This is a genomic window from Cryobacterium sp. PH31-AA6 (assembly GCF_030063195.1).
GTDB lineage: Bacteria > Actinomycetota > Actinomycetes > Actinomycetales > Microbacteriaceae > Cryobacterium.
The window spans coordinates 1-22,083 of the sequence record NZ_JASISS010000036.1; the positions used below are offsets into that span (position 1 = coordinate 1).

Here is a 22,083-nt window from a genome sequence, read left to right on the forward strand (position 1 = left end):
GATCTGCGACACCGGGGTGCGCGGCATCCTCTTCAACGACACCGGCCAAGCCTTAGACGTCGGCAGGGAACAACGACTCTTCACCGAACAACAACGCACAGCCATCGCGCTCCGCGACGGCGGCTGCATCTGGCCCGACTGCGACCGACCACCATCCTGGACCGAAGCCCACCACCTCGACGACTGGTCACTCAACGGAACCACCGACACCGCCGACGGAACCTGCCTCTGCCACCCCCACCACCTGTACTGCACAACCAGGGCTGGAAAATCATCCGGAACGACACCCAGTACTGGTTGAAACCGCCAGTGGCGGTCGACCCGAACCAGGCCCTCATCCCACTGAAGAGCAAGGCCGACCGCGCAGGGTGACCCTGGCCTGGGGGGTCTCGACAGGCTCGACCACCGGCGCGGGTCCCGGTCTCGACAGGCTCGACCACCGGGGCTCGACCACCGGGGCGGGTCCCGGTCTCGACAGGCTCGACCACCGGGGCTCGACCACCGGCGCGGGTCCCGGTCTCGACAGGCTCGACCACCGGCGCTCGACCACCGGCGCGGGTCCCAGTCTCGACAGGCTCGACCACCGGCGCTCGACCACCGCATGGTCGGCCACCGGGCGGGGCTGGTCTCGACAGGCTCGACCACCGGGGCTCGACCGCCGGGGGACGGGCGCCCTCCGGCGGCGCGGGCGGGGCTAGACGAAGGCGGCCTGGCCGGTGATCGTGCGACCGACGATCAGGGTGTTCATCTCCTGGGTGCCCTCGTAGGAGTAGATCGCCTCGGCGTCGGAGAAGAACCGCGCCACGTCGTACGAGAGCACGATCCCGTTGCCGCCGAAGAGTTCACGGCACCAGGCGACCGTTTCACGCATCCGCGCGGTCGTGTACAGCTTGGCCAGTGCCGAATGCTCGTCGCGCTGGCTGCCCTCGTCGAGCATCTGCGACACCCGCACGACCATGGCCAGGCTCGCCGTGATGTTGCCGAGCGATTTCACCAGCAGGTCCTGCACCAACTGGTGCCCACCGATCGCCTTGCCGAACTGCATCCGTTCCTTCGAGTACGCCACGGCGGCCTCATACGCTCCCATCGCCGTGCCCACAGCGGCCCAGGAGACCTCGGCGCGGGTCAGACGCAGCACCCTCGCCGCGTCCTTGAACGAATTCGCGTTCTGCAACCGGTTGCACTCGGGAACGACGACATTGTCGAGAGTGATGTCCGCGTTCTGCACGGAGCGCAGGCTGATCTTGCCCTCTATTTTGGTGGCCGTGTAGCCGGGTGCGTCGGTCTGCACGATGAATCCCTTGACCTGACCGTCGGCGGTGTCCTTCGCCCAGATGATCGTGATGTCCGAGAATGTCGCGTTTCCGATCCAGCGCTTCGCCCCGTTGAGCAGCCAGACGTCACCGTCACGAGTCGCCGTGGTGCGCAGACCCTGCGCCGCGTCGGAGCCTGAGAGCGGTTCGGTGAGCCCGAACGCGCCGGTGATCTCGCCGGAGGCCAGCCGAGGCAGCCACTCGTCGCGTTGTTCCTGCGAGCCCGTGGTCGAAATCGTGCCGCAGGCCAGGCCGTTCTGCACCCCGACGAACGTGGCGACGGATGCGTCCACCCGAGCGATCTCCAGCGCCACGAAGCCGCGGAAGACGGCCGAGTTCTCGAACGGACGTGTCTCGGGCCAGCCGAACGAATACGCCCCGAGCCTCGCCAGCGGGCGGATGACCTCCTCAGGGAACTCTGCGCGCTCCCAGCATCCGTTCACGATCGGCCGCACGTCCGACTCGAGGTAGGAACGCAGGCTGGTCAAAGCCGCTTTCTCCTGGTCGCTGAGGAGGTTTTCATAGCCGTAGACGTCACTGGCGAGTGGCTCGAAAGTCATCTGGTGCTCCATTGCAGGGTGCGACGGCCTCGCTTGCGGCGATCGACGAATTCTCGCCAGCCTAGACGGGAGGTCAGGGCGGCGGAAAGCGGTTGGTAGTTTGGTCTAAACCGAGTAGTACAGGAGCCAGCATGTTTGTGGGCATCGCCAATTCACCCCGGAACTATGCCTGGGGATCCACGACCGCGATCGCGGCCCTGTTCGGGCATTCCCCGACCGGCAACCCCGAGGCCGAACTGTGGCTGGGCGCCCACCCGGGCTCGCCGTCGGTCATCCTCGACCCGGAGCTGGTGGGCGGCTATGCGACGCTCGCCGAGTGGATAGCGGCTGCACCGGAGGCCGCCCTCGGCACCGGCCTGACTGAGGCCTCCGACGGAGCACCCCGGCTGCCGTTCCTGCTGAAGATCCTCGCCGCGGCCAGCCCGCTCTCTCTCCAGGCGCACCCGACCATGGAACGCGCCCGCTCCGGCTTCGCCCTGGAGAATGAGGCCGGAATCCCGGTGGATGCCGCGGACCGCAACTACCGCGACCCCTTCCACAAGCCAGAGATCATCTTCGCCCTGAGCGAGACCTTCGAGGCGCTCTGCGGCTTCCGTGAACCGGTCCAGATCCGGCGCATCCTCGGTGAGCTCCGCGCTCTGGACGCCGCGTCCGATGACCCGCAACCAGGCGCCCTTGATGCCCTCGAGCAACGTCTGCTCGGCCCGGAAGCCCTCCGCGACACGGTCGACTGGCTGCTGCGGGACGGTCGCGGGGGAGACAGCGGCGAGGTCGCCTGGCTGGTCGAGCGGGTGGTCGCGCTGGCCGAGAGCGCGGTCGATCTGGCCGCCGGCGGGGCCATCCTCGAGTTCCCGCTGGAACTGGACACCGTGCGCACACTGGCCGTCGCCTACCCAGGTGACCCCGGAATCGTCATTTCGCTGCTCACCAACCGGGTGTCGTTGCGCCGCGGCGAGGTCCTCTTCCTGCCGGCCGGCAACATCCACGCCTACCTCTCCGGTCTCGGCGTCGAGTTGATGGCCGCGTCCGACAACGTGCTGCGCGGCGGGCTCACCCCCAAGCACATCGACGTCGACGAACTGCTCGACGTGCTCGACTTCTCCTCACTGCCCGTGCCCTACCTCGCCCCGGTGTCGACTGCTCCCGGCGTCGACGAGTACCGTCCGGCGGTCGATGACTTCGCCCTGGTGCACGTTTCGGCGCAAACCGGAACGGCGGGAGCCGGCGAGGCTGCCGCCGCGGGCGTTCCGATGCGCCAGCTCACGCTGACGGGACCGGGCATCGCCATCTGCACGGCCGGCGGATTCCTCGTGGCCGGGGCGACCTCGTCGGTCACCCTCCGGCGCGGCGAATCCATTTACATCACCGCGGACGAGGGCACCCTGACCTTCGCCGGAGCGGGCGATGTGTTCGTGGCCACCACCCCCTGACCCAAGCCTCGCGTGAAACCGGCGTACGGGCAGGCTGAAGCTAGGCTGGGTTCGCGGCGATGCAGGATTGCCGCATGATTCTGCGAGGTCCAGATGGCTTGGCTTGTTACCGGCGGCGCCGGTTATATCGGTTCCCACATCGTTCGGGCGTTCCTCGCCGAGGGGATCGACGTCGTTGTCGTCGACGACCTCTCCAGCGGGCACGCCGAATTTGTGCCGGACTCCGTCCCCTTCGTCCACGGTGACATCCTGGACGGCGACCTGCTCATGCGCACCTTCGCCGAACACGACGTCACCGGCGTCGTGCACGTCGCCGGCTTCAAGTACGCCGGCGTCTCCGTGCAGCGTCCGCTGCACACTTACGAGCAGAACGTCACGGCCACGGCCGTCCTTCTCGCGGCGATGGCGGAGGCCGGTGTCAGCCGGATGGTGTTCTCGTCCAGCGCCGCCGTCTACGGCACCCCGCACACCGACCTGGTCACCGAGGACACGCCGAAGAGCCCCGAGTCACCCTACGGCGAGTCCAAGCTCATCGGCGAGTGGCTCCTGCGAGACCAGGGCATCGCGGCCGGACTCACGCACACCTCCCTGCGCTACTTCAACGTGGTCGGTTCCGGCGCGCTCGAACTGCGCGACACGAGCCCCCACAATCTCTTCCCCCTGGTCTTCGACGCCCTGATCGACGGCCGCACCCCGAGCATCAACGGCAACGACTATGCGACCCCCGATGGGACGTGCGTTCGGGACTATATCCACGTTGCCGACCTCGCCGTCTCGCACGTCGCGGCGGCCAGGCGGCTGGAGGCCGGCGAGCAGATCCTTCCCGTCTACAACCTGGGCAGCGGCGACGGGGTGTCGGTCGGCGAGATCATGTCCACGGTCTCCGCCGTGACCGGTATCGACTTCGCCCCGGTGATCGGCCCGCGCCGGCCCGGTGACCCGGACCGGATCGTCGCGTCGGGCGAGCTGGCAGCCCGGGACCTCAAATGGGAGATGCGGCACAGCCTGGAAGACATGGTGGGCAGCGCCTGGGCGTCCCGCCAGGCGGCATCCGCCCCGCACATCTGACCCAGTTTCGAGAAACGGCGAGTCGAAACTCTCCAGCAAATATTGAGGGTTTATGATCCGCGACTTGACGTGCGGGAATTACACCGCTGTAATTAGCTCTGACGGGTTATTCGGGTACATTTTTTGCAATGGGGTGGGAGACGATATGACGCAGTCTGAGTATCGTTCCGGGGTTCCTGAGGACTGGTTCGTTGATCCGGTTCGTTTGGGTGTCCCCGGAGTTCGCAAGGAAACAGGCGACGGGGATCCGTTGTCATGGCAGTCGGATTCGCTCTGCGCGCAGACCGACCCCGAGGCGTTCTTTCCCGAAAAGGGAGGGTCGACTCGCGATGCGAAGAAGATCTGCGCCTCCTGCGAGGTGAGGACCCAATGCCTGCAGTATGCGCTCGCCAACGACGAACGCTTCGGTATCTGGGGCGGACTCTCCGAGCGCGAACGCCGCAAATTGCGTAAACGCGCCTAAGCCCTCGACGCGCTGTCTTCGGGCGGTGTATTTTCGGGCGCGCCACTGCACCTCCGCGCGATCGGTGCGGACCGACCTAAGCTGTCACCGATATGCATGCCAGAGTCACCGCCATCCTTGTTGCCCGTAACGGCGCGAAGCACCTTGAGAGAACTCTCGAGGCCCTGACCCGCCAAACGCGACAGCCCGACGTTGTGATCACCGTCGACTGTGGGTCCTCGGACACCACGGCGGCGCTCCTGGCCGCCTACGGGCCCACTCACTTCATCTCCGCCGACTCCGACCTCTCCTTCGGCGAGGCCGTCGCCGCAGCGGTGCGCGGGACGGCGCCACCCGAGTCGGACGGGGAAATGCTCTGGCTCCTGGCTCAGGACAGCGCCCCGGAACCCGGAGCGCTGGCCGCGCTGCTCGGTGAATTGGAAGTCGCGCCCTCCGTCGCCGTGGCCGGACCGAAGGTGATGGACTGGCACGCCGGCGACTACATCCACGAATTCGGTCAGTCGATGACCCACGGTGGCGCGACCGTGACCATGGTGGAAAGCGAACTCGACCAGGGACAGCACGACGGCATGAGCGACGTGCTCGCCGTGAGCGCCGGCGGGATGCTCGTGCGCCACACCGTCTGGGAACTACTCGACGGCTTCGATCCGGCCCTGCCCTCCGTGGACGATTCCCTCGATTTCTGCGTGCGCGTGCGGATGGCGGGCTATCGCGTCTCGGTCGTGGCCCCCGCGCGCATCGCGTCGGCCGGCGACGGCGTGGCAGGCCCGAGCGGATCGTCGCGCGGACGGGCGCGCCGCAAACGCCTCCGTGCCGTGCGAGCCGCCCAGCTGCACCGGCGCATGGTCTACTCCCGACGCGGCATGATTCTCGTGCACTGGCTCGGCCTCGTTCCGCTCGCCCTGATGCGGTCGGTCGGGCAGCTGCTGCAGAAGGAACCCGGCGCGATCCTCGGCGAATTCTCGGCGGCGTTCGGCGCCGCATTCAGTGGAATCCGGGTCAGCAACGCCCGACGCCGTTTCGCCGCGACACGCACGGTGGGTTGGGGATCGATCTCCAGCCTCAGGGTCTCCTCGGCCGAGGTCCGTCGCCGCCACGCGCTCAAGCGGGAAGCGACTCTCACCGGGGCGCGAGGTGAACGGCCCGAAATTCAGTTCTTCTCCGGCGGCGGAGCCTGGACCGTGATCGCAGCGGCGGTCGCCGGCCTCGCGATCCTCGGCCCGCTTCTCGGAGCGCGCACCTTGACCGGTGGCGGACTGTTGCCGCTGTCGGGTACCCCGGCCGAGCTCTGGGCGGGTTTCGGCTACGGCTGGCGGGACATCGGCCTCGGCTTCGTCGGAGCCGCCGACCCCTTCGCCGCTATCCTGGCCATCCTGGGCTCGCTCACCTTCTGGTCGCCGTCCTTCGCCCTGGTGTTGCTCTACTTCCTCGCCCTCCCCATTGCGGCCCTCGGTGCCTGGCTCGCGACCAGTCGGTTGTCGCACCACGGGTCCATCCGAGCCGTGGCTGCGGCCCTGTGGATCCTGTCTCCCACGTTCCTCAGCGCCCTCGCGGCGGGGCGCCCCGCCGCGATCCTCGTGCACCTGCTCCTGCCCTGGCTGTTCTTCGCCGGCTACGGAGCGGCCCGGTCCTGGTCCGCCTCGGCCTCGGCCGCGCTCCTGTTCGCTGCGACCGTCGCCTGTGTGCCATCGCTGGCACCCGCGCTCCTGGTGGTCTGGCTCGTCGCCGTGCTGGCCAGCGGCCGAACCGTCATGCGCTTCATCGGCATCCCTCTCCCGGCGCTCGCCCTGGCAGCCCCCCTGATCTGGGACCAGGGTTTGCGCGGAAACTGGATCGGCCTGCTCGCCGACCCCGGTGCGCCGGTCCCGAGCGCCGGCGTGTCGATCTGGCAGCTGCTGCTCGGGTTCCCGACCGGTGAGCTCGGCGGCTGGACGCCCCTGCTCGAGATGCTCGGCCTGCCCGGCGTCCACGCGTCCGTTCTCGTTCCGGTACTGCTGGTGCCTCTGGCCATTCTCGCGGTGCTCTCCCTGTTCATGCCGGGATCGCGCGGTGCGACCTTCGCGTTCGTGACCGTGCTGCTCGGCCTCGGCACCGCCGTCGCCTCGACCCATCTGTTCCTCTCATCGGTCGGATCTCAGTCCGTGAGCGTCTGGCCGGGTGCCGGCCTGAGCCTGGCCTGGCTCGGACTCGTCGGCGCGGTCGTTTTCGCGCTGCGCAGCATGCGGCGTTTCTCGGTCGCGCCCGCGGTCAGCGCGGTCATCGCCTTGTTGATCGTGACGGCGCCCCTCGTGGCGGCCCTGCCGCTCGGCACGAGCGTGGTGAGGGAAGGCACGAACCGCACCCAACCGGCTTTCGTCTCGGCCGAGGCTCGAACGGATGACCGGGTAGGCACCCTGCAGATCACGCCTCAGCCAGACGGTGGCATCCTCGCCACGATTGTGCGCGGCGACGGTGCGACCCTCGACGACCAGTCGACCCTGAACAGCACCGACACCACCCTGTCTGCCAAGGAAAAGGAACTGGCCACCCTCGCCGGCAACCTCGCATCACGCAGCGGGTTGGATGCCGCATCCGGGCTGTCGGACTTCGGCATTCGGTTCGTGCTGCTGCGCCCGGCGGCTGTCGTCCCGATGGGGCCGGGAGCCGAGGCTCCCGCCAGTGCGGCAGCGCTCGAAACGACGACACGTACGACCACGGCACTCGACGGCAACGCGGCGCTCATCCCGGTCGGTGACACGGCCTTCGGGCGCCTCTGGCGGCATGAAGCCGATGGCACACCCGGGTCGGTCGGCGAGATCCCCTGGCAGGCCGGAGGGGCTATCGGCCTCGCCGCCCTGCTCGTCGCCGCCATCGTGATCGGGGCAACGGTCCTGCTGTCCATCCCCACGGGAGCCGGCCCTGAGGCCGTCCGCCAGGCGAACCGGGACGCGATCCGACAAATCGCGAAGGCCGGCGCGCGCACGAAGAAGGCCGACGCCCGCGAGCTGAGGCGGGCAGGCAAGGGGAAGAAACCCGTCGTACCGGCTGCCCCCGCAGAGCCGGCTGCCTCCGCAGAGCCGGCTGCCTCCGCAGAGCCGGCCGCCCCCGCAGGGCCGGTTGCCTCCGCAGGGCCGGTTGCCTCCGCAGGGCCGGCTGCCCCCGCAGAACCGACGACCCCGGCCGAGTCGACGACCCGAGTAGAGGACGCTGACGATGCCCAGTAGACGTGGAATCGCGCTCGTCGGCGCCCGGGCCCTGGCCGGCATGGTCGTCGTCGCGGTCGCCGTGGTCGCCGTCGGTGCGGCGGCGGTCGTGCCCTGGCCGACACTCGAACACACTCCGACGTCCCTCCTGGTCTCGCCCGTGCCGACGGAACAACAGAGGGTGTGCCCCGGTCCGCTCCTGAACCTCGCCGAGGATTCGAGCCAGGCCCAGGACGCGACCTCGGTCGGGCCGACGGACGCCGTCTTCAGCGCGCACCCGGCCGCGTCCGGAACCGATTGGATCCGCCCGTCAGGCACCGAACTCTCTGCACCGGACAACGCGAGAAGCGACGTCGACGGCGCGCCGCAGCTGCTCCGGGTCCCGGCCCAGGCCGGCGCGGTCACGGCGCCGCTCGTCGCCGGAAGCCAGTCCCAGACCGCAACGGGCGAGTCGCTCAGTGGACTGGCCGTTGCGGCCTGCGCCGAAGCCACGGGTGACGCGTGGCTCGTCGGCGGGTCCACCGACGTGGGCCAGACGACTCTCGTGCTGCTCAGCAACCCCGGCACTGTCCTGGCGACCGTCGACCTGACGGTCTACGGCGAGGCCGGCCTGGTGAACGCACCCGGGTCAACCGGGATCCTGGTCCAACCCAACTCCCAGCGGATCGTTTCCCTCGCCGGCCTGGCCCCGAACCTCCGTTCCCCGGTCGTGCACGTCACCTCACAAGGCGGCCAGGTGGCCGCATCCCTCCAGCAGAGCATCGTCAGGGGAATCGCGGCCAACGGAGTCGACCTCCTTGCTCCGGTGGCCCCCGCCGCCACCAGCCAGATCATCGCCGGCGTGCTCGTCACCACGCAGGGAGCAGCGGCTGCGGACGAAAGCGGCGGGCACTCCGAGGACATGCCCACGGCGCGAATCTTCGTCCCGGGGGAGGACGCCGCCACCGTTCAGGTCGGCGTCGCCAGTGAAGACGGCCGGCCGGTCGGTTCCTCGCTGCAGGTGGAGATCCAGCCAGGTGTCCCGACCGACGTGCCGTTGCCCGGACTTGCCCCTGGGGTGTACTCGCTCGAGCTCACGGCCGACCAGCCGATCGTCGCGGCGGCACAGGTCTTCTCGGTCGGGACCGCGGGCAAGGACTTCGCCTGGTTCGGGTCATCCGGGTCGATCGCGGACGACTTTCTCGTGGCGGTGGCGCCGGGACCGGCCCCCGCTCTCCACCTGGTGAACACCGCCGACGAGGACGCCAGCTACACCGCGACGCCGGAAACGGGACTGCCCGTCACAGTGAGCGTGCCCGGTGGCGGATCCGCGTCGCTGCCGCTCGAGGCCTCGGGCGTCTACCTCGTGTCCGGCGGAAAATCGACCGTGGCCTCCGTCGGCTACTCCGACGCCGGCCTGCTGGCATCCTTCACGGTCGGCCAGGCCGGACCGCTGGCCATGCCGCTCCTTGTCTACCCGCGCTAACCGGCGGCGGAATTGAACCGCCCGGCGGTCCCGGTGCTGGCAGACTGAACGCACGTGTCCGTCTACCTCAGGAGTCACCCGTGAACGAGCCGTCCCCCACCGAGCCGGTCTCGATCGCCGTGATCGGGGGCTCCGGGCTCTACCGGCTCTTCGACGCCGGAACCGCAACCACGATCGAGGTGGACACGCCGTACGGGCCTCCCTCGGCGGCGATCACGGTGGGCGAGCGGGCCGGCCGCCGGGTCGCATTCCTTCCCCGGCACGGCGGCGGGCACACCGAGGCGCCGCACCTGATCAATTACCGCGCGAACATCTGGGCGCTCGCCTCGCTCGGGGTCACCGCGATCGTCTCCTCCTCGGCCGTCGGGGGCGTCAGCCCGGAATACCCGCCGGGTCTGCTCGTCGTGACCGACCAGTTCGTCGACCGCACCTCCGGCCGCGCCGACACCTACTTTGACCGGGGAAGCGTCGCCCACCTCGCCGCGGCCGACCCGTTCGACCCGATCCTCCGCCGCACCGCCATCACCGCTCTCGACGCCCTCGACGAGAACTTCGCCCCGGCCGGGACGGTCGTGGTGATCCAGGGTCCCCGTTTCTCCACCAGGGCCGAATCGCTCTGGTTCCGGGCGGCGGGGGCGCACATCGTCAACATGACCCAGTACCCCGAGGTGGTCCTCGCCTCCGAACTCAACATCGGCACGGTCAACCTGTCTTTCGTCACCGACGCCGACGCCGGCCTGTCCCCGGAGGAAGGGGACGACGCGGATGCCGTCTCCGCCACGCTCGTCTTCGCCCGGCTCGCCGACGCGCAGCCGCGCATCCTCGCCGCCATCGATGGGATCCTGCGGACAATCCCGGGCGACTATACGGCCAGGCAGCTGATCGACCCGGAGCAGGTCGCCGCCGTACTGGCCAGGCCGGCGTCCGCGGGCATCGGACACCGGCCGTGAGCGCACCGAAGCTGCTCGTCACCGGGGGAGCCGGCTTCATCGGCGGAGCCATCGTCACCGCGGCGCTCAACCGCGGGTGGAGGGTGCGCGTGCTGGACTCACTCCGCAGCGACGTGCACGGAGCGTTGCCGCTCGTCGACCCGCGCGTCGACGTCATCGTCGGCGACGTGACCGATCCCGGCGTCGTCGCCACCGCGGTTCGGGGCATCGACCTCGTCTGCCACCAGGCCGCGAAGGTGGGGCTCGGGGTGGACTTCTCCGATGCCCCGGACTACGTCAGGAGCAACGAGGTGGGCACCGCCGTACTGTTGGCCGCCGTGACGGCGGCGCGCATCGATCGGCTGGTGCTGGCCTCGTCGATGGTCGTCTACGGCGAGGGCAGCTTCCGCGGCGCGCGGGGTCCAGCCCGACCGGGGCCGCGGCTGGCCACCGACCTGGCTGCCGGCCGATTCGATCCGGTCGACGAGGTCACCGGGGAACGGCTCGAACCCGCCCTCACCACCGAGCAGGACCCGCTCGACCCGCGCAATGTCTACGCGGCGACGAAGCTCGCCCAGGAGTATCTCGCCTCGGCGTGGGCGCGGGCCACCGGAGGCCGGGTCGCGGCCCTGCGCTACCACAACGTGTACGGCCCCGGGATGCCGCAGAACACGCCCTACGCCGGCGTCGCCTCATTGTTCCGCTCCGCCCTCGAGCGCGGCGAAGCTCCCCGGGTCTTCGAAGACGGCGCTCAGCGCCGCGACTTCGTGCATGTCGATGACATCGCGTCGGCGAACATGGCCGCGCTCGACTGGACCGGCGACACCCCGGAATCGACGTTCCGGGCCTTCAACGTCGGCAGCGGCACGGTGCACACCATTGGAGACCTGGCCGCGGCTCTCAGTCGCGCCTCCGGCGGACCTGACCCAGTCGTCACGGGGGAGTTCCGGCTCGGAGATGTGCGGCACATCACCGCCTCGTCAGAACGGATCCGCACCGAACTCGGCTGGGCGCCGACGGTCACGTTCGAACGGGGCGTGCGGGAGTTCGCGACGGCTCCGCTCCGGGCTTCCGTGCGGCGCTAACCCGACCTCGTCCGTCCGACGCGCGGCCGGCCGGGGCTCAGCCGGCCGCGACCGGATGCTGGGGCAGCAGCACGTCGAAGCGGCATCCGCCCGGCACGTTGTACACCTCGACCTCGCCGCGATGCGCCCGGACGATTCCCCGCACGATCGCCAGGCCCAGTCCAGCCCCGCCGGACCGGGTCGGCTCGGACGCCGGGGTGCGTGGCTCGCTCGCGCGCCAACCGGCCTCGAATACCCGGCCGAGGTCCTCTTCCGGGATGCCGCCCGCGGAATCCCGAACCGAGATCACGGCGCGGCCGTCCGGGTTCTCCGTGACGGAGACCACGATCGGGCAGCCGGCCGGTGAATGCTGGATGGCGTTCATCACCAGGTTGCCCACCACCCGCGACAGTTCGCGGGGGTCGGCGAGGATGGTCAGCCCCGTCTCGCCCTCGAACCGGAGGTCGAGGGACTTGGCCTGGGCGACCGGCCACAACCCGGCCACCGCGTCGCTGATCAGATCGTAGAGCGAGACCTGTTCAACACTCAGCCGCAGCGTGCCGGAGTGGATCCTCGACAGCTCGAACAGGTCGTCGACCATGCCGGAGAGTCGGTCGACCTGGCCGCGCATCTGCGCGTAGTACCGGTCGGGGTCCTCCGCCATGCCGTCCTCGAGCGCCTCGGCCATGGCGCGGATTCCGGCCAGGGGCGTGCGAAGGTCGTGCGAGATCCAGGCGATCAGTTCCCGCCGAGACTCCTCGACCCGGTTCTCCCTGGCCCGGGACTCGGCGAGGCGTTCGCCGGTCGCCGCGAGCTCTCCCGCCAGCGCCGCGAATTCGGTGTTGCTGTGCCGCTCTGCGGCCACGACCCGTTCGCCGCGCCCGATGCTCGCCGCGACCGAGCGCAGTTCCCGCCCCTCCCGGACCAGGCTGCGCCCGAGGACCGCCGCCATGGCCAGCGAAACGAGCCCGGCCACCCCGGCCACCCCGTAGAAGACCGTGAGGTCGTGTTTGGAGACATACATCTGCGAGGCGGCAACCGCCATCCCGCCGACCACCGAGATCACGGCGGCGAGGGCGACGACCATCAGCTGCAGCACGAGGGAGGCGCGGAACAACAGCCGCAGGGCCAGCAGACCCAGCGCGCCGACGACAACCGCGCTCGCCAGGGCGAAGAGGGACACGGTGGCCAGCACCTCGAGCGTCACCTTGACAGTCCCGCCGGTGGGGGCGAATCCTGGCTGCCGAGCGGAACCGGGTCGAAGCGGTAGCCGACCCCCCACACCGTGTTCAGCAGCCGCGGATGCGCGGAGTCCGCCTCGATCTTCTCCCGCAGGCGCCGCACGTGCACCGTGACCGTGGACAGGTCGCCGAATTCCCAGCCCCACACCGACCGGAGCAGGTCCTCCCGGCTCAGCACCTTGTGCGGACGCCAGATCAGATAGGCGAGCAGGTCGAATTCGCGGGCAGTGAGCGACAGCGGTTCGCCGTTCAGCCGAACCTCGTGCGCGGCGGAATCGAGGGCGAAATCGCCGACCGTGACCGGGCCGGCCGGAACGGACTCGGCGACGCTGCGGCGCAGCACCGATTGCACGCGGAGCACCAGCTCGCGCGGCGAGAACGGCTTGGCCAGATAGTCGTCGGCTCCGGCCTCCAGACCATCGATCCGGTCCTCCTCCTGGTTGAGCGCGGTGAGCATGATCACCGGGATCGACCAGTTCGCCCGGATCCGGCGGCAGACCTCGATGCCGTCCAGCAGCGGCAGCATCCGGTCCAGCACAACCAGGTCTGGCCGTAGCGTCTCTGCCTTGCGGAGCCCGTCGGGCCCGTCCGGGGCCTCGTCCACGGTGAAACCAGCGGCGCGGAGGTACCGGCAGACGATTTCGGAGACCGTCGGATCATCGTCGATCACGAGGACCCGTCGGTCCTGGAGTGTTGCTGAAGAAGTCACGGTCTCAGGATAGAGCCGACCTGGCCCGCCGACGGGTCGCACCCCATCGTTCCTCAATCCGTAATTTTTTCGCGCGGTTCCGGGTGCTCCGCGGCCCTAATCTCAAAGCATGACTCTGATCCGGGTGGACCTCGTGCTGCCGTGCCTGAACGAAGCCGGCGCCCTGCCCTGGGTGCTGTCCCGGCTGCCGGCCGGATACCGCGCGATCGTGGTCGACAACGGATCCACCGACGGTTCGGCCGATATCGCAGCTGCCACCGGGGCCCTCGTGGTGCACGAAACCCGGCGGGGATTCGGCGCGGCGGCCCATGCCGGTCTTCTCGCGGCGACCGCGCCGATCGTCGCCTTCTGCGACGCGGACGCGTCGATGGACCCACGGGAACTCCCCAGGGTGGTTGACCCGGTGCTCGCGGGAGAGGCCGACCTCGTGCTCGGCCGCCGGCGGGCCAGTGTCCCGAAAGCGTGGCCGTGGCACAGCAGGTTGGCCAATACCAGTCTGTCCTGGCGTCTGCGCCGAATAACCGGTGTGAACATCCATGATCTCGGCCCCATGCGCGCGGCACGACGCGAAGACCTGCTTTCCCTCGACCTCCGGGACCGCCGCAGCGGCTACCCCCTGGAGATGTTCCTGCGCGCCGCCGACGCCGGGTGGCGCATCCGGGAGGTCGACACCACGTACACGCCGCGGGTCGGCCGGAGCAAGGTGACCGGGACCGTGCGTGGAACGCTCACCGCCGTCGCGGACATGTCCGCCCTGTTGCGGGGAGACGCACGGTGACGGTCATCGTCGTCATCGCCAAGGAGTGTCTGCCCGGCAAGGTGAAGACGCGGCTGCACCCGCCGCTCAGCCTCGACCAGGCGGCCGAACTCGCCGCGGCGAGCCTCGACGATACCCTGCGCGTCGTGGCCGCGATGCCGGCAACCCGCCGCATCCTCGCCTTCGATGGCGTCGTGCCCCCGATCGGTGCCGCGGGTTTCGAGATCCTTCCCCAGGTCGACGGTGGCCTCGACGAACGCCTCGCCGCGATCTTTGATTCGTGCGACGAGCCGACGCTGTTGATCGGGATGGACACGCCACAGGTCACCCCAGCCCTCCTCGAACCGGTGTTCACCGACTGGGCCGAGGACATCGACGCCTGGTTCGGCTTCGCCGACGACGGCGGATTCTGGGCTCTCGCGCTCGCCGAGCCGAACGGCGACCTGATCCGCGGCATCCCGATGTCCCACCATGACACCGGCGCCCGTCAGCTCGACCGGCTCCGGGGGGCGGGGTTGCGGGTGGCGTTGCTGCCCACCCTCACCGACGTAGACACGATCGACGATGCCTATTCCGTCGCGGGTATCGCGCCGTCCGGCGGTTTCGCCGTCGCGCTGGCGGCCATGCTCGTGCCGAGCGAGAGCGAACCGACCCGATGACCTTCCTCGCCCAGCCCGATGTCCGGGACGCCCGCTTCGAGCCGTCGACCTTCGGGGCCGGCGGGGCGGAGCCATACGCCGCCGCGTTGAGGAACGCCGAGAACGTGCTCTACCTGCGACGCGCCCGCTCCGAGCCGCACGCCGAGCCGTTCCCGATCGACGCGGGGCGGTGGAGCGCGGATGCCGACGCCACCGACCTGCGACTGCTCGCCGGACTCACCGGTCCGGTGCTCGACATCGGCTGCGGTCCGGGCCGGATGGTGCGCGCGGCAATGGGCCTCGGGCTCTCCGCCCTCGGGATCGACGTGTCGGCAACCGCCGTGCGGATGGCCGTCGACTCCGGGCTGAGCGTGCTCCGCCGCAGCGTCTTCGACCCGATGCCGCTCGAGGGGGCCTGGGCCGCCGCCCTCCTCGTCGACGGCAACATCGGAATCGGCGGAGACCCGACCGCGCTGCTGGTGCGGTGCGCCGCGCTGCTCGCCCCGGACGGCACCCTCCTGGTCGAGCTGAGCCAGGACCCGGACACCGACGACCGTTACGAGGGAACCATCGAGGATTCCTCCGGCGGGCGCAGCGCGGTCTTCCCCTGGGCCGAACTCGGCCTCACCGGCCTGCGCGGGCGCGCAACCGAGGCCGGGCTGGTCGTGGCTCAGGACTGGCGGCTGGACGGCCGCTGGTTCGCCCGTCTGCTGCGCGCGTAGAGCACGGCGGAGATCACCGTGGCGACCACCACGATCACGGCCCAGAACACGGCCAGGTTGAGGCCGTAGTCCAGGGGAAGCACGGTCGGGTTCTTGGGTCCGAGGCCCTGGGCAATCATCGCGGGAACAACGATCAGCGTCACGATGGCACCCAGCACCATGGTGCCCTGGACGACGACGGCGATCGTGCCGGGCAGCCTCCGGGCCGCGCGACGCAGCAGGACCCCGGCGAAGAACACCGCGGCGACAATGACGGCGTCGTGCACGATGATCGCCGCACCAATCCAGAGCGCCACCCCGGGGAGCCGTTCGAGGCGCACGGTGTCGACCATGACCCAGACGCCCCAGGCGAGGCCGGCCACACCGAGCAGGATCAGGACGATCCGGGCCGCGCGGATCCCCGCGCCGTTGACCTGACTCATGCGCTGATCGCCTCGATTCGGCTCAGCCATTTGGTTTGCAGGACCCCCGGTCGGCCGGGCGCGATCATCCGCGCCGGGTAGCCGTGCTCCAGGTCCAGGGTCTCGCCGTTGAGCTCGAGGGCGACGAGGGTGAGCGGGTCACGCACGTACTCCGGGCCCATCTGGGTTTGCCGGAAACTGCCGCGCTGCTCCAGGCTGACCAGCCGGAAGGAGGTGTCCTCGCCCGCGCCGACCAGGTCGGCGAGGTCGCGCAGCCGCACCCCGCGCCAGGTGGCCATCTGACTCCACCCCTCGACGCAGGCGATCGGGAGAGTGACCTCGGTCTGGGGCATCCGTTCGAGCTCGGCGCGGGTGAAGCTGCGCTCGACGCCGGAGTTGGCAAGCGTCAGCATCCAGCCGGCGATGACCGCATCGGTCACGTTGGCCTGCTTCGACGTGCGGTTGACGGGAAGGCCCTGCGGGCCGATGCCCTTCTTGCGCGGCCCGAAGACGTTCACCGCGTCGAGGGGCGCGAAGGTCTGACCGGCGGTGAGCCCGACCACCGCGGCGACCGCAACGCCCACCGTGGTCAGGAACCCGCGGCGGCTCACCTTCTCCGGCGTCGGCGGGGTCGCATCCAGATAGGCGATGAGTCGCCCGGTCAGCCCGGTCGGTCGGCTGCTGCCCCAGAGCCGTGCGGTCTCCGTGCCCGGCGCGCGTTCGGCCGGAACCGCGTCGGTGAGGTGCTCGGTGCCGGGCCCGTAGTCGGCTCGCTTACGCCAGAACCGCGCGATGATCGGCAATTTGATGCCGATATGCAGCGCGAGGGAGCCGATCAGCACCCAGGCGAGGGCGAAGTGCACCTGCCGGAACGGGAATGGCCACGGGTACCACTGGTAGGTGTTCAGCAGGCCGATGGTGATCTGCACGAGGGACGCGCCGACGAACAGGGCGATCGAGGCGCGCTCGAGGAAATGCAGGAACGAGCGCACCGGAGGGAAGGTGAAGAGGTCGGGAAACACGATGTAGAGCTTGGCCAGCAGCAGCGGGAAGCAGGCGATCCCGGCAATGATGTGGGTGCCCTCGGTGAATTGGTAGAGGAACTCGGGCCGGGTGGGCAGGCGCATCCCCGGCAGGGGCTGCTGGAGGAAGTGGCTGTACAGCCCGGTTCCGAAACAGACCAGGAACAGTGCGCCGAGCAGTCGGCCGATCACGGTCGCCATCCGGGGATTGCGTGACGGCGACGCCAGAGATCGCTGGGCTTCGTACATCAAACGGCGCATGCTCCATTGCACCAGTTTTCGGGTGTCGCAGGGCCCGGGAATCCTTACGGTTCGGTGACGCGCGCCCGCCCCGGTGCGGTGCCCCGACCGAGATTCCGGGAGGATGGCAGGGTGCGAATCACTGTGGTCTCCCTGCTCCTTGCCGCCAGCGCGGTCCTCACCGGGCTCGGGGTGCGGAATTTCGATCTGTTCTCGCCGGGACGGGACACGGGAGCGCTGCTCGTGACCCTCTTCGCCCTGTGGGCGTTGTTCGCCGCCGCGGTGATCGTCCTCCGCGGCGTCCGCGGGAGGGCCGTCGTCGTGCTCATTCTGGCCGGGTCGGTCGGGATCGGCGCCGCCGCCATGATCGGGCCACCGAACACGAGCACCGACTCGGCCCGGTACGCCTGGGACGGCATCGTGTCCAACTCCGGCATCTCGCCCTACGCGTTCGTGCCCGCCGACCCGACCCTCGACTCGCTCCGGACGGACTGGTTGTTCCCGGCCCCGAAGCAGGCGGCCGACGGGACCGAACGCTGCGTCGGTGAACGCATCCAGACCGTCCACCGCGGCGAGCCGGACGACCTGCTCTGCTCGGCGCTGAATCGGACGACGGTCCCCACCATCTATCCGCCGGCCGCTGAGCTGTACTTCGCCGGCGTTCGTGCGGTGACGGGCCCGGGCCCGGCCTACTGGCCGCTCCAGCTGACCGGGCTGCTGCTCAGCGTCGGCAGCACCGTGATGCTCCTGTTCGGGATGCGCCGGCGCGGCATCGATCTGCGCCTCGCGGCCCTGTGGGCGTGGTGCCCCCTCGTCGCCTCAGAGGCAGTCACCAACTCCCACGTCGACATCCTCGGGGTGGTCTTCACCCTCGCCGCGGCGTTCCTGGTCACCCGCGAACGCTACTGGCGGGGTGGCATCGCCCTCGGTGCGGCGATCGCCACCAAACTGATCCCGGTGATCGCGGCCCCGGCGCTGCTGCGCAGGCAAGGTTGGAAGGTGACCGTCGCCGCCATCGCCACGTTCCTCCTGCTCTACGTTCCCTACGTCCTGACGACGGGTATCGGTGTCCTGGGCTACCTTCCGGGGTACCTCACCGAGGAGGGCTACCAGGACGGGACCAGGTTCGCCCTTGTTTCGCTGGTCGCGCCCGGTGAGTCGGCGATCGTCGTCGCGGGCATCCTTCTCGCCGCCGTCGCGGCCCTCACCGTGTGGAAGACCGACCCGGCCAGGCCATGGCTGGGCCAGCTGGTGATGATCGGCAGCACTCTGGTCATCCTCAGCCCCCGGTATCCCTGGTATGCCCTGCTGCTCGTGCCGTTCGTCGCCCTGAGCGGGCGGTGGGAGTGGCTCGCCGTGCCGCTCGCGCTCAGCATCCGGATGCTCGTGCCCTCCCTGCAGCTCACCCGGGCGACTCTCTTCGCGGCCGTCATTCTGATCGTGGTGATGTCGCTGCGCCGGGCCGGCCCCGGCGCCGGGCGGCGCCTCCTCGCCCGACTGCCGTTCCGGAACAGACCGGCCAGAGGGACGGCCGACACCGTCGCGCCTCAGGGCGGGCGCACCGGCTAGGCGTACAGGGGCAGCACGAAAAGGGCGCCTTTTTGGGGGTGCGACCGAGGTCGCGTGGTGTTACTTGGTGGCGACGGTGATCTTCGCGATGCCGACGAGGAGCTGGTCGGCGACGGCGTCGGTCTTGAACGTGCTGTTCAGCAGGCCGGCGGCCTCGGAGGAGATGTGCACGGTGGTGCCCTCGAGGATGGCGTTGTCGCCGTCCATCTGCAGCGGCTTGAGCGTGCCGCCGTAGAGGTTGAAGAGCAGCACCTGGGTGGCCGCGGAGGTGCCGTTGACGCTGACGTCACCGAACAGCTTCGACGTTCCGGGGTCGATGGTGAAGTTGGTCAGTTCGACGGTCGTCTCGCCGGCGGTCAACGAGAAGCCGGAACCCTCGTGCTCGATCGAACCCTGAACGAACGGGCGGTAGCTCTCGGCCGGGTCGTAGTAGTCGACGTTGCCGCCGGTGATCGGGAAGTGCAGGCTGCCGTCGACGAGGGTTGCGGTTCCGACGGTGCCGGGGGTCAGGCCCAGGCTGGTCAGTGCCGCCGCGAAGTCGGCGTCGAGGAGAACGGCGGTGTCGACGCCCTTGAGCGCGGGGATCGATGCGACGGGCTGAGGGGTGGCCTCGGCGGAGGAGGAGGTGGACGGCGAGGCGGCCGATCCGCTTGCCTCGGCGCCGCTGGAGCAGGCGGCGAGTCCGGCGATGAGCAGTCCGGCGGTGGCGAGGCTGAGGGTGGCCTTGGAGAATGAACGCATGGTGTGATCCTTCTGTCTGTGTGGATTGTCTGTGGGGTCTTGCGGTGAACGTGGAGCAGTATTTGGTGCTGACAGGGGTTCGGTTCCAACGCCGAATCGGTTTGGAAAAAATCCAAATAAATCTGGATTGATCGCTCCGCCCGCGTGATTACGGGGTTCGTGCGACGGGCCTGTGGGTCTGTGGAGCCGCGGCGATGGGCCGACAGGGCACGAAAAAGCGGCCGAGGAATCCTCGGCCGCTCGTAGAGCCCGGGGCGAAGCCCGGGGGACCAGCTCAGAAGTGACGGAACCGATCCGGCGCCAGGTCCCACGGGTCCTTGCCGAGGAGTTCGGCGATGGCCCGGAAGACGCAGCTCTCGATGACCATTCGTCGGTGCAGGTCGTCGTTTCGATGCAGCCGGGTCAGTCGCTGGATCGGAAGGCGGTAGAACACGATCCGGCGTTCAGCAGGGTGCACGGTCCAACGCTCGACCCCGACGTCCGGGATCACCGAGTACGGTCCGGCCGCGACTTCAAAGGTGACGTCGCTGAGCTCGTCGGGCCAGACCGACCGCAAATAGTCGATGGTCGTGGCCACGCTCATATCAAACTGGTTGATCCGGGTCTGGAGCGGGGCCAGGAACGGACCGGTGACCGAGCTGCGGATGCCGCGGCCGTGCCGGTCACGGCCCCGCCCACGCTGGGTCGGCGCGGGGGTCGGTGCGGCGGCGCGGCGGATTCGGGTCATGGTGACATCCTAGTTCCGGCGTCGTGAGGGTAGCCTGAGGGCAATGTCACTCAGGCCCTGTTCCCGCGTCACCTGCCCGGATGAGTCCGTGGCGACCCTCACCTTCGACTACGGCGACTCGATGGCCGTGCTCGGGCCGCTCTCCCTGGAACGGGAGCCGCACAGCTTCGACCTGTGCGGTCGCCATGCGCGCCTCACCTCCGCGCCGCAGGGCTGGCAGCTCGTGCGCCTGCGCACCAGCGGGACCCAGCCGGCCGAGTAGCTCCCGCCGGATGCCGCCGGCCGGCCGACGCCATCCGCAGATAGTCTGCCCGGTCACGGGCGGGGGTGGCAGGATAGTCGCATGACTGTCGCCGCGTCCCCCTTGTCCACTGTGCCCGCCTTCCGGATCGCCGACCTGGCGCTCGCCGAGGCTGGTCGCCACCAGCTCCGCCTCGCCGAGAACGAGATGCCCGGGCTCATGGCCCTCCGAGCCGAATTCGGTGATTCGAAGCCCCTGGCCGGTGCCCGGATCGCGGGATCCCTGCACATGACGGTTCAGACCGCCGTACTCATCGAGACGCTCGTTGCCCTCGGCGCCCAGGTTCGCTGGGCCAGCTGCAACATCTTCTCCACCCAGGATGACGCCGCCGCCGCAATCGCGGTCGGACCGACCGGCACCCCGGATGCGCCCGCCGGGGTCCCCGTCTTCGCCTGGAAGGGCGAGACCCTCGAGGACTACTGGTGGTGCACAGAGCAGATCTTCGACTGGAGCAGCGAGGCGGCCGCGGCGGGGGAGACCTGGACCGGACCGAACATGATCCTCGATGACGGCGGCGACGCCACCATGCTCGTGCACAAGGGCCGGGAATTCGAACAGGCCGGAGCGGTTCCGGCGACAACCGAGTCCGACAGCCACGAGTACACGGTCGTCCTCGATGTCCTCCGCCGGTCGCTGGTCCGTTCCACCGACCGTTGGACCGCGATCGCCGCGGACCTCGCCGGCGTGACCGAGGAGACCACAACCGGTGTGCACCGCCTGTATGAGCTGGCCGGTGCCCGCGCGCTCCTTTTCCCGGCGATCAACGTCAACGACTCGGTCACCAAGTCGAAGTTCGACAACAAGTACGGCATCCGTCATTCCCTGCCTGACGGCCTCAACCGCGCCACCGACGTACTGATCGGCGGCAAGGTTGTCTTCGTCGCCGGCTATGGAGACGTCGGCAAGGGCGCCGCAGAGGCCCTCCGCGGCCAGGGAGCCCGGGTGATCGTGAGCGAGATCGACCCGATCAACGCCCTGCAGGCGGCCATGGACGGGTTCCAGGTCGCCCGGATCGAATCCGTTGTCGAACAGGTCGATATCTTCGTCAGCGGCACCGGTAACTTCAACGTCATCGGGGTCGACCACATGCTCCGGATGAAGCATCTCGCGATCATCGCCAACGTCGGCCACTTCGACAATGAGATTGACATGGCGGCGTTGGAGACCCTGGCCGGCGCGGTGCGGGTCGAGATCAAGCCGCAGGTGGACGAGTGGCGGCTGCCGAGCGGACGCAGTGTCCTCGTGCTCTCGGAGGGACGCCTGATGAACCTCGGCAATGCCACGGGACACCCCTCCTTCGTGATGAGCAACTCCTTCACCAACCAGGTGCTGGCCCAGATCGAGCTGTACTGCTACCCGGAGAAGTACCCGGTTGGGGTCTACGTGCTGCCGAAGCACCTCGACGAGAAGGTCGCCAGGCTGCACCTCGACGCCCTCGGTGTCGAGCTGACCGTGCTCACCCCGGCCCAGTCCGCCTACATCGGCGTGCCGATCGACGGCCCCTACAAAGTCGACCACTACCGCTACTAACCCCACCCACC

Annotated in this window: 20 protein-coding genes and 1 pseudogene; 14 read left to right on the top strand and 7 right to left on the bottom strand. The window is 69.3% G+C overall.

What is annotated here, in order from left to right:
- Nucleotides 1–301 (top strand): annotated as a pseudogene (locus QMG61_RS16095) (HNH endonuclease signature motif containing protein); the annotation flags it as partial.
- A gap of 393 nt (nucleotides 302–694) precedes the next feature.
- On the opposite strand, the gene QMG61_RS16100 reads toward QMG61_RS16095, so the two are convergent.
- On the bottom strand, nucleotides 695–1,873 hold the full coding sequence (locus tag QMG61_RS16100; protein WP_283495356.1) for an acyl-CoA dehydrogenase family protein: 1,179 nt from the start codon (nucleotides 1,871–1,873) through the stop codon (nucleotides 695–697).
- Nucleotides 1,874–2,004: 131 nt separating this feature from the next.
- Here QMG61_RS16100 and manA point away from each other — a divergent pair, with 131 nt between their 5' ends.
- The 7 genes from manA (at nucleotide 2,005) to QMG61_RS16135 (ending at nucleotide 11,495) form a co-directional block, all read left to right on the top strand.
- Nucleotides 2,005–3,303: a mannose-6-phosphate isomerase, class I gene (gene manA, locus QMG61_RS16105; RefSeq protein WP_283495357.1), complete on the top strand. Its 1,299-nt coding sequence runs from the start codon at nucleotides 2,005–2,007 to the stop codon at nucleotides 3,301–3,303.
- A gap of 93 nt (nucleotides 3,304–3,396) precedes the next feature.
- On the top strand, nucleotides 3,397–4,371 hold the full coding sequence (gene galE / locus QMG61_RS16110) for a UDP-glucose 4-epimerase GalE (RefSeq protein WP_283495358.1): 975 nt from the start codon (nucleotides 3,397–3,399) through the stop codon (nucleotides 4,369–4,371).
- Between the two features lie 145 nt (nucleotides 4,372–4,516).
- Nucleotides 4,517–4,834, top strand: a complete 318-nt coding sequence (locus QMG61_RS16115; RefSeq protein WP_283495359.1) for a WhiB family transcriptional regulator — start codon at nucleotides 4,517–4,519, stop codon at nucleotides 4,832–4,834.
- Nucleotides 4,835–4,926: 92 nt separating this feature from the next.
- Nucleotides 4,927–8,037, top strand: coding sequence for a glycosyltransferase family 2 protein (locus QMG61_RS16120; RefSeq protein ID WP_283495360.1), 3,111 nt, complete (start codon nucleotides 4,927–4,929; stop codon nucleotides 8,035–8,037).
- On the top strand, nucleotides 8,027–9,481 hold the full coding sequence (locus QMG61_RS16125; RefSeq protein WP_283495361.1) for a DUF5719 family protein: 1,455 nt from the start codon (nucleotides 8,027–8,029) through the stop codon (nucleotides 9,479–9,481). Before QMG61_RS16120 ends, QMG61_RS16125 begins: the two co-directional genes overlap by 11 nt.
- Before the next feature lie 80 nt (nucleotides 9,482–9,561).
- On the top strand, nucleotides 9,562–10,431 hold the full coding sequence (locus tag QMG61_RS16130; protein WP_283495362.1) for an MTAP family purine nucleoside phosphorylase: 870 nt from the start codon (nucleotides 9,562–9,564) through the stop codon (nucleotides 10,429–10,431).
- Nucleotides 10,428–11,495, top strand: a complete 1,068-nt coding sequence (locus tag QMG61_RS16135) for an NAD-dependent epimerase/dehydratase family protein (RefSeq protein WP_283495363.1) — start codon at nucleotides 10,428–10,430, stop codon at nucleotides 11,493–11,495. The genes QMG61_RS16130 and QMG61_RS16135 overlap by 4 nt, the downstream gene beginning before the upstream one ends.
- A gap of 37 nt (nucleotides 11,496–11,532) precedes the next feature.
- Here QMG61_RS16135 and QMG61_RS16140 read toward each other — a convergent pair whose 3' ends face one another.
- Together QMG61_RS16140 and QMG61_RS16145 are read right to left on the bottom strand one after the other, a co-directional pair.
- A complete protein-coding gene (locus tag QMG61_RS16140; protein WP_283495364.1) occupies nucleotides 11,533–12,681 on the bottom strand; it encodes a sensor histidine kinase in 1,149 nt (382 codons plus the stop codon).
- Nucleotides 12,678–13,424, bottom strand: a complete 747-nt coding sequence (locus QMG61_RS16145; RefSeq protein WP_283495365.1) for a response regulator transcription factor — start codon at nucleotides 13,422–13,424, stop codon at nucleotides 12,678–12,680. Before QMG61_RS16145 ends, QMG61_RS16140 begins: the two co-directional genes overlap by 4 nt.
- Before the next feature lie 109 nt (nucleotides 13,425–13,533).
- On the opposite strand from QMG61_RS16145, the gene QMG61_RS16150 reads away from it, so the two are divergent.
- The 3 genes from QMG61_RS16150 to QMG61_RS16160 are packed head-to-tail and all read left to right on the top strand — an operon-like array spanning nucleotide 13,534 to nucleotide 15,541.
- Nucleotides 13,534–14,202: a glycosyltransferase family 2 protein gene (locus QMG61_RS16150; RefSeq protein ID WP_283495366.1), complete on the top strand. Its 669-nt coding sequence runs from the start codon at nucleotides 13,534–13,536 to the stop codon at nucleotides 14,200–14,202.
- Nucleotides 14,199–14,840: a TIGR04282 family arsenosugar biosynthesis glycosyltransferase gene (locus QMG61_RS16155; RefSeq protein WP_283495367.1), complete on the top strand. Its 642-nt coding sequence runs from the start codon at nucleotides 14,199–14,201 to the stop codon at nucleotides 14,838–14,840. The genes QMG61_RS16150 and QMG61_RS16155 overlap by 4 nt, the downstream gene beginning before the upstream one ends.
- Nucleotides 14,837–15,541, top strand: a complete 705-nt coding sequence (locus QMG61_RS16160; protein ID WP_283495368.1) for a class I SAM-dependent methyltransferase — start codon at nucleotides 14,837–14,839, stop codon at nucleotides 15,539–15,541. The genes QMG61_RS16155 and QMG61_RS16160 overlap by 4 nt, the downstream gene beginning before the upstream one ends.
- Here the strand turns inward: QMG61_RS16160 and QMG61_RS16165 are convergent.
- Both QMG61_RS16165 and QMG61_RS16170 read right to left on the bottom strand, forming a co-directional pair.
- Nucleotides 15,490–15,963 (bottom strand): hypothetical protein, encoded by a 474-nt coding sequence (locus tag QMG61_RS16165; RefSeq protein ID WP_283495369.1) that lies wholly within the window; start codon nucleotides 15,961–15,963, stop codon nucleotides 15,490–15,492. The two genes, QMG61_RS16160 and QMG61_RS16165, sit on opposite strands and share 52 nt — an antisense overlap.
- Entirely contained in the window at nucleotides 15,960–17,225 is a 1,266-nt protein-coding gene (locus QMG61_RS16170) for a molybdopterin-dependent oxidoreductase (RefSeq protein WP_283495370.1), read from the bottom strand. The genes QMG61_RS16165 and QMG61_RS16170 overlap by 4 nt, the downstream gene beginning before the upstream one ends.
- A 111-nt stretch (nucleotides 17,226–17,336) precedes the next feature.
- Here QMG61_RS16170 and QMG61_RS16175 point away from each other — a divergent pair, with 111 nt between their 5' ends.
- Entirely contained in the window at nucleotides 17,337–18,773 is a 1,437-nt protein-coding gene (locus QMG61_RS16175; RefSeq protein WP_283495371.1) for a glycosyltransferase 87 family protein, read from the top strand.
- 60 nt (nucleotides 18,774–18,833) lie between these two features.
- Here the strand turns inward: QMG61_RS16175 and QMG61_RS16180 are convergent, their stop codons facing one another.
- Both QMG61_RS16180 and QMG61_RS16185 read right to left on the bottom strand, forming a co-directional pair.
- The gene (locus QMG61_RS16180; RefSeq protein ID WP_283495372.1) at nucleotides 18,834–19,514 is read right to left on the bottom strand and encodes a hypothetical protein; all 681 of its coding nucleotides are present in this window, start codon (nucleotides 19,512–19,514) and stop codon (nucleotides 18,834–18,836) included.
- 274 nt (nucleotides 19,515–19,788) lie between these two features.
- Nucleotides 19,789–20,241 (bottom strand): metallopeptidase family protein, encoded by a 453-nt coding sequence (locus QMG61_RS16185; RefSeq protein ID WP_283495373.1) that lies wholly within the window; start codon nucleotides 20,239–20,241, stop codon nucleotides 19,789–19,791.
- 43 nt (nucleotides 20,242–20,284) lie between these two features.
- Between QMG61_RS16185 and QMG61_RS16190 the strand changes: the two genes are divergently transcribed.
- Together QMG61_RS16190 and ahcY are read left to right on the top strand one after the other, a co-directional pair.
- Nucleotides 20,285–20,503, top strand: coding sequence for a DUF3499 family protein (locus QMG61_RS16190; protein WP_283495374.1), 219 nt, complete (start codon nucleotides 20,285–20,287; stop codon nucleotides 20,501–20,503).
- 81 nt (nucleotides 20,504–20,584) lie between these two features.
- The gene (ahcY, locus tag QMG61_RS16195) at nucleotides 20,585–22,072 is read left to right on the top strand and encodes an adenosylhomocysteinase (protein WP_283495375.1); all 1,488 of its coding nucleotides are present in this window, start codon (nucleotides 20,585–20,587) and stop codon (nucleotides 22,070–22,072) included.
- Nucleotides 22,073–22,083: the final 11 nt, after the last annotated feature.